A 16,174-nucleotide genomic window follows, 5' to 3' on the forward strand; every position below is an offset into this window, starting at 1 on the left:
TAAGTATGATAGAATGAAACAAATTATGGAATCCTCATGATATCTAAGTTTGTGCAATTTATTGGTGGGAGGAAAGCAAATGAAAAAGGGTATAAGTAAAGTGATTTACATATTAATTTGCTTGTCTTTAATAAGTGTGGGTGTTTTGGGATGTGGTTCACAAGAGAGCAGTGAACCGACGAATGAAATTTTACTTGGGGGAAATTATGAACTTACAGGTGGTTTAGCGGCAGTTGGTAAACAGACTGTAAATGGAATAAATTTAGCGATCAAACAAGCAAATGCAAATGGCGGAGTTCTGGGAAAACAAATTAAATTTATTGTTGCCGACAATAAATCAGAACCATCCGAAGCTGCAAATGCTGTGACAAAGTTAATCAATACAGATAGAGTTAAATTGGTCTTCGGTTCAGTTGCAAGTTCGAACGTATTGGCGGCAGTACAAATTGCTGAGGATACAAAAGTTCCTTTAATTACAGCAACTGCTACGAATCCGACCATTACGGTCAATGATGGTAAAGTAAGAAATTATATTTTTAGAACGTGTTTCATTGATCCGTTTCAAGGGCAAATTATGGCCAATTTTGCTTTGAATACATTGCAGGCACAAACGGCAGCAATTTATGTCGATAGTAGTTCTGATTATTCTAAAGGGTTAGCGACGGTTTTTGAGCAGAACTTTACGAAGCAAGGTGGCAAGGTTTTAGTTAAGGAAGCTTTTTTACAGAAAGATCAGGATTTTAAGGCAACGCTTACAAAGATTAAGGCGTTGAATCCAGATGTTCTTTTTATTCCGGCTTATTATGAAGAAGTTGGGAAGATCTTGAAGCAAGCCAATGAGTTAGGAATTAAGGCAAAGTTACTGGGAACAGATGGCTGGGATGATCCTAAATTGATTGAAATTGCTGGAGTCAAAGCGGTAGAAGGTGCATACTTTAGCAATCATTATTCGCCCCAAGACACCGATCCTAATGTAGTCAAATTTGTGGAGAGTTACAGAGCGGAGTATCAGCAGGAACCAAGTGCCTTAGCGGTGCTTGGCTATGACGCAGCATTGGTTGTGATCGATGCAATAAAAAGAGCAGGCAGCGATGATCCGGAAAAAATTCGTCAGGCCTTAGCAGAGACAAAAAAATTACAAATTACGACGGGATTGCTTAGTATTGATGAAAATCATAATGCAATCAAACCCGTTGTAGTTGTTGAATTAAAAGATGGAAAACAGATTTTTAAAGAAAAAATCATTCCTTGAAAAATTGCCGGGAAATGATCAGAGCTATTAAAAACAATATTTTTAAGAAAACATAGGGGGTTGTTACATTTTAATGCGACAACCCCCTATGTTTTTTGTTGAAAAAGAAAAAATCTTGAAATTTTATCTGTGAAAGGTTAAACTATGACTAGTGTACTTTTTTATCAGTTCAATTCAGTTTTATGGTAAGACGGTGAATTTAGTGCATAATAAAGAAAAAAATCTTGTTTTTAATATAACAAAAGCAGTGTAAGGGAGCTTGTGAATGGAGAGTTTAACAGCAGTATTATTAGAATGGGGTTTGATGGGATTAATTGTTGCTTCGTTTACGGAGTCTTTTTGTTCACCTATTTTACCGGATGTGATATTACTGCCGCTGGCATTGTCAAATCCACATATGGCAATCTACTACGGTGTAGTTGCTACCGTTGTTTCGGTTTTAGGAGGATTTGTCGGATATGCAATTGGTCAAAAATGGGGTATGACCGTAGTGCATAAAGTAATGTCAGATAAATATGCACATAAAATTCAGGAGTTCGCAGAGAGTAAAAATGTTTCCTGGACCATATTTTTGGCGGCGATGTCACCAATTCCGTATAAATGTGTAAGTATTTCAGCCGGCGCATTTAATGTAAAATGGTCGGTGTTTATTGTGGCATCCTTGCTAGGACGGGCAAAAAGATTTTTCTTAGAAGCAGTGGTTATTTATTATTTTGGTGAACCGGCAGTACGGTTTTTCCAAAATAACACGATGGAAATGGCAGTAATCTCAGTTCTGATTGTTGTTGCTTTAGCTTTGGGAATCTATTTATACAAACGTTATAAAAGAAATAAATTGCAGACAGAGTAAATCATAAGAATAGAGAAAGAACGTATGAGATCAATGTCATATAGATACGTTCTTTCTCTATTTAAATTGTATGTATATAATTTTGCTATGCAGGGATACAATGGGAGAATTTAAATGAAAAAGATTATATTTTTGGATATTGATGGAACTTTGATTGATGGCAGCCATGGTATGTTGTCTATGAGTGAATGTACAAAAAATGCAATTCGTGAAGTGCAGGCAGCTGGTCATTATGTTTTCATTGCTTCAGGCAGACCGTTTGCTTTTATTGATCAAGAAATCCTTCGGTTTGGTTTTGATGGATTTGTTTTGATGAATGGTGCTGTTGTTATCGTCAATGATGAATTTATTTACAAAAAAGCTTTGGACAAGAAGTTTATTACAGAGGCAATTACGCTCTTTGAGAAAAATCGTATTGAGTATGTATTACAGGGCGAGAAACAAGTTTATTTAAAAGATGAATATAAAAAACTGCATGATTATTTTGATACCTATGGTATTTCAAAAGAATATTTTATGAATGACTATGCTGTGGAAAGTTTAGATGTTTATAAGTTAGAAATGATGTGTGAAGATGCAAAAGGGCAAGAACTTTGCAAATCGTTTGCAAAGTACAATGTAACATATTTACAAGATCCTACCCGAGGCATGAAGTTTGAAATTTATGCGAAACAAGAAACAAAAGCAACGGGTATCTTGAAAATACTGGATCATTTTCATTTATCCATTGAGGACAGTTATGCTTTTGGCGATGGGTTAAATGATATTGAGATGCTGGAAACGGTGGGGAATGGAATTGCAATGGGCAACGCAAGCGAGTTTGTCAAGCAGCATGCAAACTACGTTGTTCGCACGGTACAGCAAGATGGTGTGGCTGAAGGATTGGAAAAGTACGTTTTACATAAAAAGAACTAATTTTGTAAGGCTTTTTAGGTTTTGAAATCGCAAGATAAGTTGATTTTTCTTTGGATAAAGCAACTTATCTTTTATTTTTAAATAATGTTTGACTTTTTGACTTTTTGCGGTATAATAAAAATCAAAGAAAATTAGTAATAATTTCTTATTCGTCGTACAAGAATAAAAAAGAATGAAAGATCGGTAGGAGGGATTTCGTATGGCACAAGAAAAATATACGCAAAGAGTGATGGCAGTTCTGCAAGATGCACAACAGATGGCAGCGCTTCATTATCACCAAGAAATTACTACACGCCATTTACTCCTTGCTTTGGCAAAAGAAAGCGAAGGGTTATTGTATACCATATTTAGTGAGTGTAATGTTGATGTGCAGTTATTAAAGGCTAGATTAGAGCAATCGTTGAAAAAACAACCGAGTGTACGTGGAGAAAATTTGGGGCTTCGGATGAATACAGCGATGATTCGGGTACTTGCTCTGGCGGAAAAACTAGCTGTAGAAATGAAAGATGAATATATCAGCACGGAACATTTACTGCTTGCTGTGGTTGAAGATGGTGATCAAGATGTTGTGGATATCTGCAGGGAATTCGGTTTGCATAAAAGCAAGATGAAATCCACGATTAAAACACATCGTAAAGAAAATGTGACGAGTGATAATCCGGAAGAAGGATATAAAGCTTTAGCGAAATATGGACGCGATTTGACAGAGCAAGCGAAGAAAGGCAAACTTGACCCAGTCATCGGGCGTGACGATGAAATTAGACGAGGAATAGAAATTTTATCAAGACGTACGAAAAATAATCCGGTACTGATCGGTGAGCCTGGTGTTGGGAAAACGGCAATTGTAGAAGGTTTGGCAAGAAGGATTGTTGCGGGTGATGTGCCGGAATCCTTGAAGAATAAAACCTTATATTCATTGGATTTAGGTTCAATGGTTGCAGGTTCTAAATTTAGAGGAGAGTTTGAAGAACGTCTGAAATCAGTCTTGACTGAAATTGCAAAGTCAGATGGACAAATATTATTATTTATTGACGAAGTGCATACGGTCGTTGGTGCCGGTGCGGCTGAAGGGGCAATGGATGCCGGCAATATCTTAAAGCCAATGCTGGCGCGCGGCGAGCTTCGGTGTATTGGTGCAACGACGTTAAATGAGTACCGTAAATATATTGAAAAAGATACAGCTTTAGAAAGAAGATTTCAACCGGTCTTTGTCGGTCAGCCAACCGTGGAAGATACGATTTCAATTTTGCGTGGCTTAAAAGAACGTTACGAAGTGCATCATGGGGTAAGAATTCGTGACACTGCGTTGGTATCAGCGGCGGTATTATCAGATCGATATATTTCGGATCGTTTTTTGCCGGATAAAGCGATCGATTTGGTGGATGAAGCGGCAGCGAAACTTCGTACAGAAATAGAGTCTATGCCGAGTCAGTTGGATGACGTACTTAGAAAGATTATGCAGCTTGAGATTGAAGAGCAGGCATTAAAGAAGGAAAATGATGCTGCATCTAAAGAAAAACTTGATTCGATTATCAAGGAAAAGGAAAGATTGCAGGCTGCATCAGATAGCTTAAAAGTAAAATGGGAAGGTGAAAAACAAGCCATTTTGCGTGTGCGGGCGATTAAGAAAGAAATTGATGCTGTAAAAAGCGAAATGGAAACAGCTGAACGTGCGTATGACTTGAATCGATTGTCGGAATTGAAGTATGGTAAAATGCCGGAGCTTGAAAAACAATTACAGGCGGAAGAAAATTCTCTTGCGACAAACGACAATCATGATCAGTTGCTAAAAGAAGAAGTCGGGGAAGAAGATATTGCAAAGGTTGTGAGTCGATGGACGGGAATTCCTGTGACCAAAATGCTGACAGGTGAACGCGAAAAGTTAGTGCATTTACAAGAGATTCTTCATGAACGTGTCGTGGGACAAGATGAAGCAGTCCGTGTTGTCAGTGAAGCGATCATTCGGGCTAGAGCAGGAATTAAAGATCCGAATCGTCCAATTGGTTCGTTTATATTTCTTGGACCAACCGGTGTCGGAAAAACTGAGCTGGCAAAAGCGCTGGCTGAATGTCTGTTTGACGATGAACGAAATATCGTGCGACTAGACATGAGTGAATATATGGAAAAACATTCTGTGGCACGTTTAATTGGTGCCCCTCCTGGTTATGTTGGGTATGATGAGGGCGGACAATTGACGGAAGCTGTACGGCGTCGCCCTTACAGTGTAGTGCTGCTTGATGAAATTGAGAAAGCGCATACGGATGTTTTCAATGTTTTGTTGCAGATCTTGGATGATGGACGTTTGACAGATAGCAAGGGTAGAACTGTAAACTTTAAAAATACGGTTATCATTATGACGTCAAACTTAGGCTCGCATGAAATTTTACAAAAAGAATTTGCTGAGGCAGAAAAAGCTGTCTTGGATATCTTAAAAAATTATTTTAGGCCAGAATTTTTAAATCGGCTGGACGATATCATCGTCTTTAAAGGACTAGCGAAAGACCAAGTAAAATCAATCTCCGGCATTCTCTTAAGCGCGTTGAATCAACGGCTAGAACGGCAGGTTAAAATCCATTTAAAATGGAATGATGAAGTATTGAATCTACTGGCTGAGCAAGGATATGATGCCGCTTATGGCGCAAGACCGCTAAGAAGATTGTTAAGCCGATTGGTAGAAACAGAGCTAAGTAAAAAAATTATTCAGGGCGATGTAGCAGAAGGTGATACAGTTCGCTTGTCAGTTACAGATGATATACTTGTATTTCATGTAGAATCCTAAATTAAAAAAGTAAGAATATAAATATACTCTATAGAGCAAATCAGAAGATGTTGTTTCTATAGGGTATATTTTATTTTTGTTATGTAAATATACAGTAGATAAAATCGGTTATACTAATTGCAACAATAAAGAGCAATGGAAAAGAAGTATCATGATATCCTTTGTAGCAAAAATTAAAGACGATGCATACTTTATTTTATCTGATTGAGTAGATTGTAATTGTTTAGTTTTTCATATCTTCAAAAAGGGGTTGACTATATGTGTGGAATTACCGGTTGGATTGATTGGCGTGGAGGATTAGACGCTAGGCAAAATAAAAAGATTTTATCAAATATGATAGAGACCTTAACGTTAAGAGGTCCTGATGATAGTGGTCAATATGTAAAATCTCGGATTGCTTTTGGGCATCGTCGTTTAAGTGTTGTTGATCCAAGTAATGGCGCACAGCCGATGATTAAAAAATGCGGGCAGTATGAATATGTTATAACATATAATGGTGAGCTTTATAATACGCCGGAATTGCGTAAAGACTTAGAAGCAAAAGGATATACCTTTGCAACAAATTGCGATACGGAAGTTTTACTGGTTTCTTATATTGAGTATGGGCCTGGATGCGTGGAAAAATTGAATGGTATTTTTGCATTCGGTATTTGGGATGAAGCAAAGGAAAGATTATTTTTAGCGCGGGATCGCATCGGCGTAAAACCATTATTTTATGCAGAAAAAGATCAGCAGTTTATCTTTGGTTCGGAAATAAAAACTATATTGGCAAATCCTTTGATTGAACCAAAGGTTGATATGGAAGGTCTGGCGGAAATTTTCATGGTTGGTCCGGCAAGGACACCTGGGAATGGCGTTTTTCGTGATATAAAAGAATTGAAACCGGGGCATTCACTCATTTATACGCGGAACGGGAAACGTACACTTCGCTATTGGTCTTTGGAAAGCAGAGAGCATGAGGATGATTTTGAAACAACGGTTGCAAAAGTGAAAGAATTGCTGATAGATACAGCGAAAAGACAGCTGGTTGCAGACGTGAAAGTATGTACTTTTTTATCTGGCGGACTGGATTCAAGTGCTTTAACTGCATTGGCTGCACGGCACTATAAAGAGAATGATTTAGGACAACTATCGACGTATTCTGTAGATTATATTGATAATGAAAAATATTTTAAAGCAAGTGCTTTTCAGCCGAATTCTGATGCACCATGGGTGCTTAAGATGGTGGATGCATATAAAACGGATCACCATAGAATTTTGATAGACAATATTGAGCTGGCAAAGTCATTGCAAAAGGCGACGATTGCAAGAGATTTTCCTGGAATGGCTGATGTCGATACATCGCTGTATTTATTTTGCCGAGAAATAAAAAAAGGTGCGACAGTTGCTTTATCAGGCGAATGTGCCGATGAAATCTTTGGCGGATATCCTTGGTTTTATCGTGAAGATATGCTGCAGGCCAATGCATTTCCTTGGTCGCCCAGACCGGCAATGCGTCTCGACTGGTTAAGTGATTCTGTAAAATCAAGCATGGATTTGGTAGCGTATGCACAGAGTCGTTATGATGATGCTGTAAAGGAAGTTCCAAAACTTCCTGGAGAAGATAAAGTTTCAGCAAGAATGCGGGAAATCTTTTATCTTAGCTTGACCCGGTGGATGCCGACATTACTTGACCGCAAAGATCGCATGAGTATGGCGTTCGGGTTAGAAGTGCGTGTACCGTATTGTGATCATCGGATTGTTGAATATGTTTGGAATGTGCCATGGAGCATGAAAAATTATCAAAACAGAGAAAAAGGATTACTTAGAGAAGCTTTGACGGGGATCTTGCCTTATGATGTGTTATGGCGTAAAAAGAGTCCATATCCAAAAACACATCATCCGGAGTATTTAAATATTGTACGTAATTGGGCGCTTGATATATTAAAAGATCCTTCTTCACCACTTGTTCCGTTGATTAATGTAGAAAAAATTAATGAAATAGCAAAGACTGATTTGTCGGCAAGTAATATTCCTTGGTTTGGACAATTGATGGGCGGGGCACAACTATTTGCTTATTTAATTCAGGCAGATACATGGCTGCGTCACTATAAAGTACAGATTGTATAAGCTAACGCATAGTTTAGTGACGAACACATTCAATTTGCTAGATATGACGCTGTTTGAAAAATGAAAAACTCTTCATAAAGAAATCTTCTGTAATAGGAAGAATTTTAGAATGATTATAAATATAATAAATTTTAAAAAAAATTTACAAGGGATAACGTTTATGATAGTATGATTTCATGAGTGAGTTGCTAAAATTTTATTGTTTGCATAGTCGTGTTATACGGATGTTATTATATTTTTAGCAATAATTTTTATAAAGGTGGGTAAAAGAATGAATATAGATGCTGCAGAAACAAAAGTTGTAATTAGCGAAGTTATGATGCCAAACAAGGCAAATATTGCTGGAAATGTACACGGCGGTGAAATCATGAAATTGATGGATTCATCGGCTTATGCAGCAGCAAGACGATATGCACGGTCAAATGTGGTTACTGCACGTGTGGATGAATTGGAATTTCATTTGCCAATATTGATTGGCGATTTAGTTATATGCAGTGCTGAGGTCGTCTTTGTTGGCCGTTCTTCTTTGGAAGTTGCGGTGACTGTAGAGGTAGAAGATTTAGATCATTATGGAAAACGTCAAAAGGCATTATCTGCATACTTTACAATGGTTGCTTTAGATGAAAGAAGTAAACCAAGAACGCTGCCGCAACTGGTATTGGATACGACGGAAGCACAAGAAAAGTTTGCTGAAGGTAAACGCCGTTATGAAGAACATAAGGCGAAAAAAAGAAAAGAAAGAGAACAAAGAGAGCAACAGAATTAAATAAATAAATAAAGAGCAAAACATCATGAGATTTATGATGTTTTGCTCTTTTTAGTTTTTATCTAAATTCATAAAAGAGAATAGACGATGCGAAGTTATTAAATTGTATTTTATCCTTGCGTTATTTTCACAATATTTGCTATAATGCAAACAGGTGCTACGATAACGATAGGTGGTTAGTTCCCATTCGTTTCCCGTGTTTTTCGGAGGAGTGGGGGTGATGCCATGAACGACTACAATATGAGTTTAGTATTGATAATCGTTTTGGTTTTACTGATAAAAAAAGATTAACCGCCCAGCAACCAACTTCGCGATTAATCTTTTAACGTAATTTTGGGAACTAACCGTTTATCGGTAGCACCATTTATATCATTATCATAATCGTAAAATTTCATACTGTCAAGTTTTAAGCGAATGGATTTATTTCTAGTCGCTTATTTTGTTCTATAGTTATATATAACGAGAAGTGCCATTTAAAAGTTTAAAATACTTTGACAAAAATTTTGCTCTTTCTTGACTTGTCAAAAGCGTATGAAATACTGATCGTTACAAGGTAACAGCCTTGTAAATACAGTCAAAACTGTAAACTTAAAATAGAAAATATAAATTTTACTACTTGATGTGTAAAATTGCTTGCCAAAAATGTATCGTTATGTTATCCTGTAAGAGATATTTGAAATGCGTTGCAGAGGAATAGTAGGATTTTTCATGTTGTCAGAGAACTGCTGGCTGGTGTGAAGCAGTAACAGAGAAAATTTGAACTCGCCTTGAAGCAGCTCGCTGAAATGTAAAAGTAGGTGGAGCCGGAGCCTGACCGTTAGCAGACAGGAGGATATAAGGCTGTATAAGTCCGTATCTGATAGAGTGCATACTTAATTTAAGTATGAATTAGAGTGGTAACACGTAAGACATAGTCTTTCGTCTCTTTGTATAGAGATGGAAGGCTTTTTTTGTTGAATTTTTATGTTGAGGAGAATGATGGATGGAAAATTATAGTAAGTACAAAAGAGGCTATTTTATGCCCCCAGTGGTTGATATGAGTTGGACAGAGAAAGAATATATAGATAAAGCACCAATCTGGTGTAGTGTGGATTTGCGTGACGGCAATCAAGCATTAGTGATTCCAATGAGTTTAGAAGAAAAAATCACGTTTTTTAAGTTTTTAGTGCAACTGGGTTTTAAAGAAATTGAGGTTGGATTTCCAGCAGCTTCTGAAACAGAATATGAATTTGTAAGAAAATTGATTGATGAAGATCTGATCCCGGATGATGTTACGATTCAAGTTTTGACCCAATCAAGAGAACATATTATCAAGAAAACTTTTGAGGCTTTAAAAGGAGCAAAACAAGCGGTCGTACATTTGTATAATTCAACATCTGTTGCCCAACGCGAACAAGTTTTTAGAAAATCAAAAGAAGAAATTATTGCGATTGCTGAGTTTGGTGCGAAACTTTTAAATCAATATGCAAAAGAATATCCGGGTAATTTTAGATTCGAATATTCTCCGGAAAGTTTTACGGGAACGGAAATGGAGTTTGCCTTAGAAATTTGTAATCGTGTGCTCGATATCTGGCAGCCGACGGCTGATAAAAAAGTCATTATCAATCTGCCGGCAACGGTTTCTATGTCAATGCCGCATATCTATGCATCTCAAATTGCGTATATGTCCAATCATATGAAGTATCGCGAAAATGTGCTTATTTCCTTACATCCACACAACGACCGCGGCTGTGCAGTTGCAGACTCAGAGATGGGCTTACTTGCCGGTGCAGACCGTATCGAGGGAACCTTATTCGGCAATGGTGAAAGAACTGGCAATGCTGATATTGTGACCATCGCAATGAATTTGTTCGCACATGGCGTAAATCCAAATCTTGATTTTTCCAATATGCCTGCAATCATTGATTTATATGAAAAAATGACGCGGATGACCGTAAATGATCGTCAGCCATATGCAGGGAAACTTGTTTTTGCGGCCTTTTCTGGTTCGCATCAAGATGCGATTGCCAAAGGAATGAAATGGCGTGAGGAACAGAATTGTCAGCAGTGGACGGTGCCGTATTTACCGATTGATCCGAAAGATGTCGGCCGTGAATATGATGGAGACGTGATTCGGATCAACAGCCAATCCGGTAAGGGCGGGATCGGTTATATTATGCAGCAAAAATATGGTTTGGAAATGCCGCCAAAAATGCGCGAAGATTTTGGTTATGCAGTGAAAAGTGTATCAGATCATAAACATAAAGAACTTATGCCTGATGAGATTTATGAGATTTTCGAAAAGAGTTATGTGAATATTAGCGCGCCGATTCATGTAAAAGATTTTAATTTCATACGAAAAAATGGCGTGTTTGAGGTTACAGCGACTTGTGATATACATGGGGAAGAAAAGGTATTTGTCGCTGCAGGAAATGGCCGTTTAGATGCGATCAGCAGTGTTTTGCAAGAAGAACTAGGGATTCAATACACGAATCTGACGTATAGTGAGCATGCGTTAGAGCAAGGCTCAAAGTCGAGAGCAGCTGCATATATTAGTATTACAGATAAAGATGAAAACGTAATTTGGGGCGCGGGTATCGACAATGATATTATTACAGCATCCGTAAACGCTTTAATCAGTGCAGTAAATCGAATGCATGTTTAATAAAGGTTATAAGATAAACGGATCAATAAAGTAAAAATGATATTTTAAAATGTAAGGTATAGTTAATATATTGCATTGAAACGCAGAAGGGAGTGACGCATTAAAAATGCGGCCTCCCAATCCTTGTTTTAGGCCTTTTCCGGAAAAATACGTTCCGAAGGATGAAAAAAGGCCGACTTACGTGAAGAAATCCGTTTGTTTGAGCGAAGCGAGTTAAGGATTTTAGTAAGTTGGTCTTTTTTCAAGTATTTTGGAGGTTTGTGGCCTAGACTTTTTGGTCCTTTACTATGAAAAACTCTTCTATATCCTAGAAAAAGGACGCACAAAGACAAGCCCTATAATTCAGGACAAAAAATATCGTATATAGACAATCAGGTTGTAGCTGTGGTGGGGCGCTCCCAACCCAAAGCCGCTAATTTCTTCAAATAGGATTGTATTTTCTTCTCGCGGTTAAATTGGTTGTAATATTCTGAACCTAACTCTCGATAAGGAACTTTTGCTTTTAGTATGTAGTAAATAGCGATTAGTATGGAATGAGCCACAGCTACGGCGGCTCTGCTTTTTCCTCTTCGCGCTGCAATCCGTTGATATTGAGCTGAAAAAAATCTTCCCTTCGTCTTTTGCGCAGCCTTGGCACATTGTACTAACATAGCTTTTAATGTTGTATTTCCATGCGTAGTTTTTCCACTCTTTCGTTTCCCTGCACTCTCATGGTTACCTGGCGCCACACCAGCCCAAGAACTAATATGTCTTTCGGTTGGAAACCGATTCATATTTAATCCGATTTCCGCTAAGATTGTTTCTGCACTGATTCTCCCAACACCCGGTATTTCATCTATGGCTGCGATGGCTTCTTCATATTTGTTCAAGTAGTCTTTGATTAGTTTGTCCATATCTTCGATACGTTTTGTCATATCGTCAATATGATCCAAGACATTACGAAGCAATCTGCGTTGCAAGGGCGAAATAATTCCATCAACACAAGCCATGATTTCATTGAGTTTAGCGTGCATACTAGGATGAAGCAGCCTTAAAATCTCGTCTTCATCAAGCTTTTTATCTTGGACAATGCTTTCCAGAAGTCGCCTGGAACTCTTGCCATTGATGGCACTTACTACACTGGATAGTTTCACATTGGCTCCTTCGAGCATTTTCTGCAATCGGTTCAGCTCTCGGCTTCGCTCATCAATCAAGCTCTTGCGATAGCGAGAGATTTCCCGTAGTTCCCGTTGTTCACGGTCTGGAATATAGCTTGCTTTTAGTAACCCATGTCGGAGCAGATCGGCAATCCATTCTGCATCTTTGACGTCGGTCTTACGACCAGGCAAAGCTTTCATGTGCTGGGCATTTACTACCATGGCATTGAGATCGGAAAGCTCAAAGATATTGTACAATGGTTTCCAGTAGGAAGCGGTACTTTCCATGGCAATCATTTGACAACCGGCGTCAACTAACCAAGCTGATAAATCTCTCAGTTCTTTTGTCGTTGTACCAAACTGACGAAGTTGCTGCTTTCCACCACAGATTAGACAGGCAACTATCATCTTTTTGTGTACATCAATCCCACAACAACGCTCATAAGTTATGTCCACAATACCATCCCCTTGTAGATAAAATATGGCGTGACTTCCTGTAAGTTATTACTTTACTACACGTCCTTTCGCCCGAAGGGGCTGGACAATATGTGGTGCAAGCAGGAAATCATATCAATTTTGTGGTCGAGTTCTTGACTCAAAAAGAATCGACCTTATGCCATACTTTAATTATACATCATTGTTTTCGTTCATGGTGATGCTACAGCTCGCGTTGCATCTTATTTTGTGGCAATGACAAAAGGACGTCTACGGGCGTCGCGTATACTAAGATTTTCATAAATAAAATTTTAGTTTGGCAATTCTCCTGTATAATTTAAAATTTTTTTGGTGACATCAAAAAAAATTCAAAAAACCTATTGACATGTAACAGAAAAATAACTATAATCAAAGATAATTTCATATGAACTACAAAAACTGTGAACGGGGAGAGTACATATGTACACTAAAGTTCAGCGAGTCGGTGACTGATGGAAATCAGAGGTGAGATGACCGGCCTTTCAGAACATATCGAATGGTCCCGTGAGTGTCCTTTGAACGCAAAGCAATTTGCAAGTAGGTGGGAACGGTTGCCTCCGTTATTGGGCTAGAGTATCGGATATTCTTAGAAATATTCCCGTACTTGATTGAGAAGATCAGTTTATGATCTGAAAGTAGGGTGGCAACACGAATGCATTTCGTCCCTTGGTGGGGTGAAGTGTTTTTTTATTTTTCACTACTGTTTTCAGATTGTAGAGATGATCAGAGTAGGGTGGTACAGCGAAACCATTTCGCCCCTATATATCAATATAAGTTGGTATATAGGGGTGGAATGGTTATTTTTTTATTCATTTACGTTAAGGAGGAAAGTCAAATGTTAAAACAATATTTGCATCAATTAACAGAAGGGCAACATCTGGATCAACAGCAGTCCAGTGCAGCTATGCGTATTATCATGGAAGGAAATGCAACGGATGCACAGATCGGTTCGTTTTTGACGCTGCTTAAAATGAAAGGTGAAACAATTGAAGAAATCGCAGGTTTTGCGCAAACGTTGCTAGATCATGCTGATCGTGTAAAACATAGTAAGCCGGTGATTTGTCCTTGTGGTACTGGGGGAGATACCAAGGGCACATTTAACGTATCGACCGCAGTTTCTTTTGTCCTTGCAGGTGGCGGGTTATCCGTTGCAAAACATGGCAATCGCAGTGTATCAAGCTCCTGCGGCAGTGCCGATGTACTGACGGCCTTGGGTGTAAAAGTCGATCAACCAGCGGAGCGGGTAAGTGAAGAAATAGAACAATTGGGCATCGGCTTTTTATTTGCACCGGCATTAAATAAAGCAATGCGATTTGTGGCAAAACCTCGTCGTGAACTTGGCTTTAGAACGGTATTTAATATGCTGGGGCCGATTATCAATCCGGCACATTTGGATTATCAGCTTGTGGGAATTTATGATGGAAATTTAACAGAAAAAGTTGCAGAAGTATTAAAGAGTGTTGGCGTAAAGCAAGCCATGGTCATTCATAGCGATGATGGTATGGATGAGATTTCGACCCATACACAGACCAAGGTTTCTGAACTGAAACATGGTGTTGTAAGAACCTATAAAATTGATCCTGTCGCTTACGGATTTGCAAGTGGTACGATAGAAGACTATAAAGGCGGATCGCCAATAGAAAATGCGGCAATTCTTCGCGATTTACTAAAAGGGGTAAAGGGAGCAAAGCGTGATATTGTAGTAATGAATGCAGGTGCAGCTTTCTACATTGCCAATCGGACGGCAAGCATCGCAGAGGGCATAGAGCTGGCCGCGCAAGTAATAGACCGTGGTGCAGCATTTGAGAAGCTAGAGCAGCTGATCGCGTTTAGCAATGCCGGAGAAACTTATGCTGGTTAAAATTTGTGGTGTGCAATCAAGCGAAATTGCGCAGGCTGTGGCTGAAGGCGGGGCGGATTTTATGGGATTTATTTTTGCACCAAGCCGTCGTGCTATTTTGCCAGAGAAAGCGAGCGTCATCAGCAAAACCATAACCGGAGTAAAAAAGGTGGGCGTATTTGTGAATGCCCCCAGTGATGAAGTCAACTCGATTGCAGAACTTTGTGATTTGGACTACGTACAATTACATGGTGATGAATCTCCACTATATTGTAAATCGATTAAAAGACCTATTATAAAAGCGTTTCGTTATCAGCAGTCATTTTCAGCAGATGAGGTCAATCGCTATGATGTGGAGATGGTTTTGATAGACAGCTATCAGCCGAATCAAATGGGCGGCACCGGAAAAGTTTTTCAGTGGAGTGAAGCAAAAGCAGAGCTGCAAAAAATCAGATGCCCTGTCCTTGCTGCTGGTGGCTTAACTATAGGAAATGTAAAACAGGCAATGGAGATTTTGCAGCCTGATGGGATTGACATTTCAGGAGGCGTTGAAGAAAACGGGGAAAAGTCGGTAAAAAAGATTCGAGAATTTCTGACTTATATCAATGAAATAAAACGGAGGATTTAAAAATGCTAGATGCGATTCTTGCAAAGAAAAAAATAGAGGTGGCCGAAGACAAGGCAAGGATACATCTTCGTGATATCAAGCGAGAGCTTGTGCCAGGGGAATTTGCCATGTCGCGCCGCATACGAAAACAGCCATGGAGTTTAATTGCAGAATGCAAATTACAATCGCCTTCAAAAGGAAGGTTGTGCACAAAATATACGATTGAAGAACTGGCAAAAATCTATGAAAAAAGCGGAGCAACGGCTCTGTCTGTGCATACCGATGCACACTTTCTCGGTCAGATCGGCGATATTGCAAAAATTAAAGCGCTTGTTACAATACCGGTTTTACGGAAAGATTTCATCATGGATGAATACCAAATTTATCAGGCGAGAAAAGCCGGCGCAGATGCGATTCTTCTAATTGCCAGAATTTTATCGCCGGCACAGCTTAAAGAGTATCTGTATACTGCCTGGGGATTAGGGATGGATTGTTTGGTCGAAGTACACAGTGAAGCTGATATTAAGGCAACACTGGACACCCCGGCGGAGTTGATTGGCATCAATAATCGTAACTTGCAAAACTTTACGACGAATATTTCACATACATTGTCGCTGTTGCAATTCTGTGATAAAAACAGAACGATCATCAGTGAGAGTGGGATTCATGGTCATGCGGATACTGAAAAATTAAAACAAGCGGGCGTGAAAGGTGTTTTAGTCGGAGAAGGATTGGTCAAGGCTGACGATGTAGCAAAAATGACCCAGGAACTTGCCTGCGTTTGAAATAGAGAAGATATTAA

The 16,174-nt window shown here is 38.9% G+C and carries 11 protein-coding genes and 2 other annotated features; of the genes, 10 read left to right on the top strand and 1 reads right to left on the bottom strand.

Going from position 1 to position 16,174, the window contains the following annotated elements; all coding sequences use genetic code 11:
- Positions 1-79: 79 nt before the first annotated feature.
- The 7 genes from BN6559_RS17385 (at position 80) to BN6559_RS17415 (ending at position 11,315) form a co-directional block, all read left to right on the top strand.
- A complete protein-coding gene (locus tag BN6559_RS17385; protein WP_110955908.1) occupies positions 80-1,252 on the top strand; it encodes an ABC transporter substrate-binding protein in 1,173 nt (390 codons plus the stop codon).
- Between the two features lie 265 nt (positions 1,253-1,517).
- Positions 1,518-2,102 (top strand): YqaA family protein, encoded by a 585-nt coding sequence (locus BN6559_RS17390; RefSeq protein WP_110955909.1) that lies wholly within the window; start codon positions 1,518-1,520, stop codon positions 2,100-2,102.
- Between the two features lie 114 nt (positions 2,103-2,216).
- Positions 2,217-3,017, top strand: a complete 801-nt coding sequence (locus BN6559_RS17395; protein WP_110955910.1) for an HAD family hydrolase — start codon at positions 2,217-2,219, stop codon at positions 3,015-3,017.
- 199 nt (positions 3,018-3,216) lie between these two features.
- Positions 3,217-5,796 carry an ATP-dependent chaperone ClpB gene (gene clpB / locus BN6559_RS17400; RefSeq protein WP_110955911.1) on the top strand — a complete coding sequence of 860 codons (2,580 nt, stop codon included), beginning with the start codon at positions 3,217-3,219 and terminating at the stop codon, positions 5,794-5,796.
- Between the two features lie 258 nt (positions 5,797-6,054).
- Positions 6,055-7,905 carry an asparagine synthase (glutamine-hydrolyzing) gene (gene asnB / locus BN6559_RS17405; protein ID WP_110955912.1) on the top strand — a complete coding sequence of 617 codons (1,851 nt, stop codon included), beginning with the start codon at positions 6,055-6,057 and terminating at the stop codon, positions 7,903-7,905.
- A gap of 271 nt (positions 7,906-8,176) precedes the next feature.
- Positions 8,177-8,671 (top strand): acyl-CoA thioesterase, encoded by a 495-nt coding sequence (locus BN6559_RS17410; protein WP_110955913.1) that lies wholly within the window; start codon positions 8,177-8,179, stop codon positions 8,669-8,671.
- A 674-nt stretch (positions 8,672-9,345) separates the two neighbouring features.
- Positions 9,346-9,600 (top strand) — a binding site (T-box leader).
- A 53-nt stretch (positions 9,601-9,653) separates the two neighbouring features.
- Positions 9,654-11,315 carry a 2-isopropylmalate synthase gene (locus tag BN6559_RS17415; protein WP_110955914.1) on the top strand — a complete coding sequence of 554 codons (1,662 nt, stop codon included), beginning with the start codon at positions 9,654-9,656 and terminating at the stop codon, positions 11,313-11,315.
- A 371-nt stretch (positions 11,316-11,686) separates the two neighbouring features.
- Here BN6559_RS17415 and BN6559_RS17420 read toward each other — a convergent pair whose 3' ends face one another.
- The gene (locus BN6559_RS17420) at positions 11,687-12,907 is read right to left on the bottom strand and encodes an IS110 family RNA-guided transposase (protein WP_110955915.1); all 1,221 of its coding nucleotides are present in this window, start codon (positions 12,905-12,907) and stop codon (positions 11,687-11,689) included.
- A gap of 410 nt (positions 12,908-13,317) precedes the next feature.
- Positions 13,318-13,595 (top strand) — a binding site (T-box leader).
- 165 nt (positions 13,596-13,760) lie between these two features.
- Here BN6559_RS17420 and trpD point away from each other — a divergent pair.
- The 3 genes from trpD to trpC are packed head-to-tail and all read left to right on the top strand — an operon-like array spanning position 13,761 to position 16,157.
- Entirely contained in the window at positions 13,761-14,786 is a 1,026-nt protein-coding gene (trpD, locus tag BN6559_RS17425; protein ID WP_110955916.1) for an anthranilate phosphoribosyltransferase, read from the top strand.
- The gene (locus tag BN6559_RS17430) at positions 14,776-15,393 is read left to right on the top strand and encodes a phosphoribosylanthranilate isomerase (RefSeq protein WP_110955917.1); all 618 of its coding nucleotides are present in this window, start codon (positions 14,776-14,778) and stop codon (positions 15,391-15,393) included. Before trpD ends, BN6559_RS17430 begins: the two co-directional genes overlap by 11 nt.
- 2 nt (positions 15,394-15,395) lie before the next feature.
- Complete coding sequence (gene trpC, locus BN6559_RS17435) at positions 15,396-16,157, top strand: indole-3-glycerol phosphate synthase TrpC (protein WP_110955918.1); 762 nt, start codon at positions 15,396-15,398, stop codon at positions 16,155-16,157.
- The last annotated feature ends 17 nt before the right edge of the window (positions 16,158-16,174 follow it).

This window comes from Massilibacillus massiliensis (genome assembly GCF_900086705.1).
GTDB classification, from domain to species: Bacteria; Bacillota; Negativicutes; order FLKF01; family FLKF01; genus Massilibacillus; species Massilibacillus massiliensis.

Bases quoted from the DNA above. Each gene is read 5' to 3' on its own strand.
- BN6559_RS17430 (WP_110955917.1), top strand. From the start codon at position 14,776: ATGCTGGTTAAAATTTGTGGTGTGCAATCAAGCGAAATTGCGCAGGCT.
- BN6559_RS17415 (WP_110955914.1), top strand. From the start codon at position 9,654: ATGGAAAATTATAGTAAGTACAAAAGAGGCTATTTTATGCCCCCAGTG.
- clpB (WP_110955911.1), top strand. From the start codon at position 3,217: ATGGCACAAGAAAAATATACGCAAAGAGTGATGGCAGTTCTGCAAGAT.
- BN6559_RS17395 (WP_110955910.1), top strand. From the start codon at position 2,217: ATGAAAAAGATTATATTTTTGGATATTGATGGAACTTTGATTGATGGC.
- trpD (WP_110955916.1), top strand. From the start codon at position 13,761: ATGTTAAAACAATATTTGCATCAATTAACAGAAGGGCAACATCTGGAT.
- asnB (WP_110955912.1), top strand. From the start codon at position 6,055: ATGTGTGGAATTACCGGTTGGATTGATTGGCGTGGAGGATTAGACGCT.
- BN6559_RS17385 (WP_110955908.1), top strand. From the start codon at position 80: ATGAAAAAGGGTATAAGTAAAGTGATTTACATATTAATTTGCTTGTCT.
- BN6559_RS17390 (WP_110955909.1), top strand. From the start codon at position 1,518: ATGGAGAGTTTAACAGCAGTATTATTAGAATGGGGTTTGATGGGATTA.
- trpC (WP_110955918.1), top strand. From the start codon at position 15,396: ATGCTAGATGCGATTCTTGCAAAGAAAAAAATAGAGGTGGCCGAAGAC.
- BN6559_RS17410 (WP_110955913.1), top strand. From the start codon at position 8,177: ATGAATATAGATGCTGCAGAAACAAAAGTTGTAATTAGCGAAGTTATG.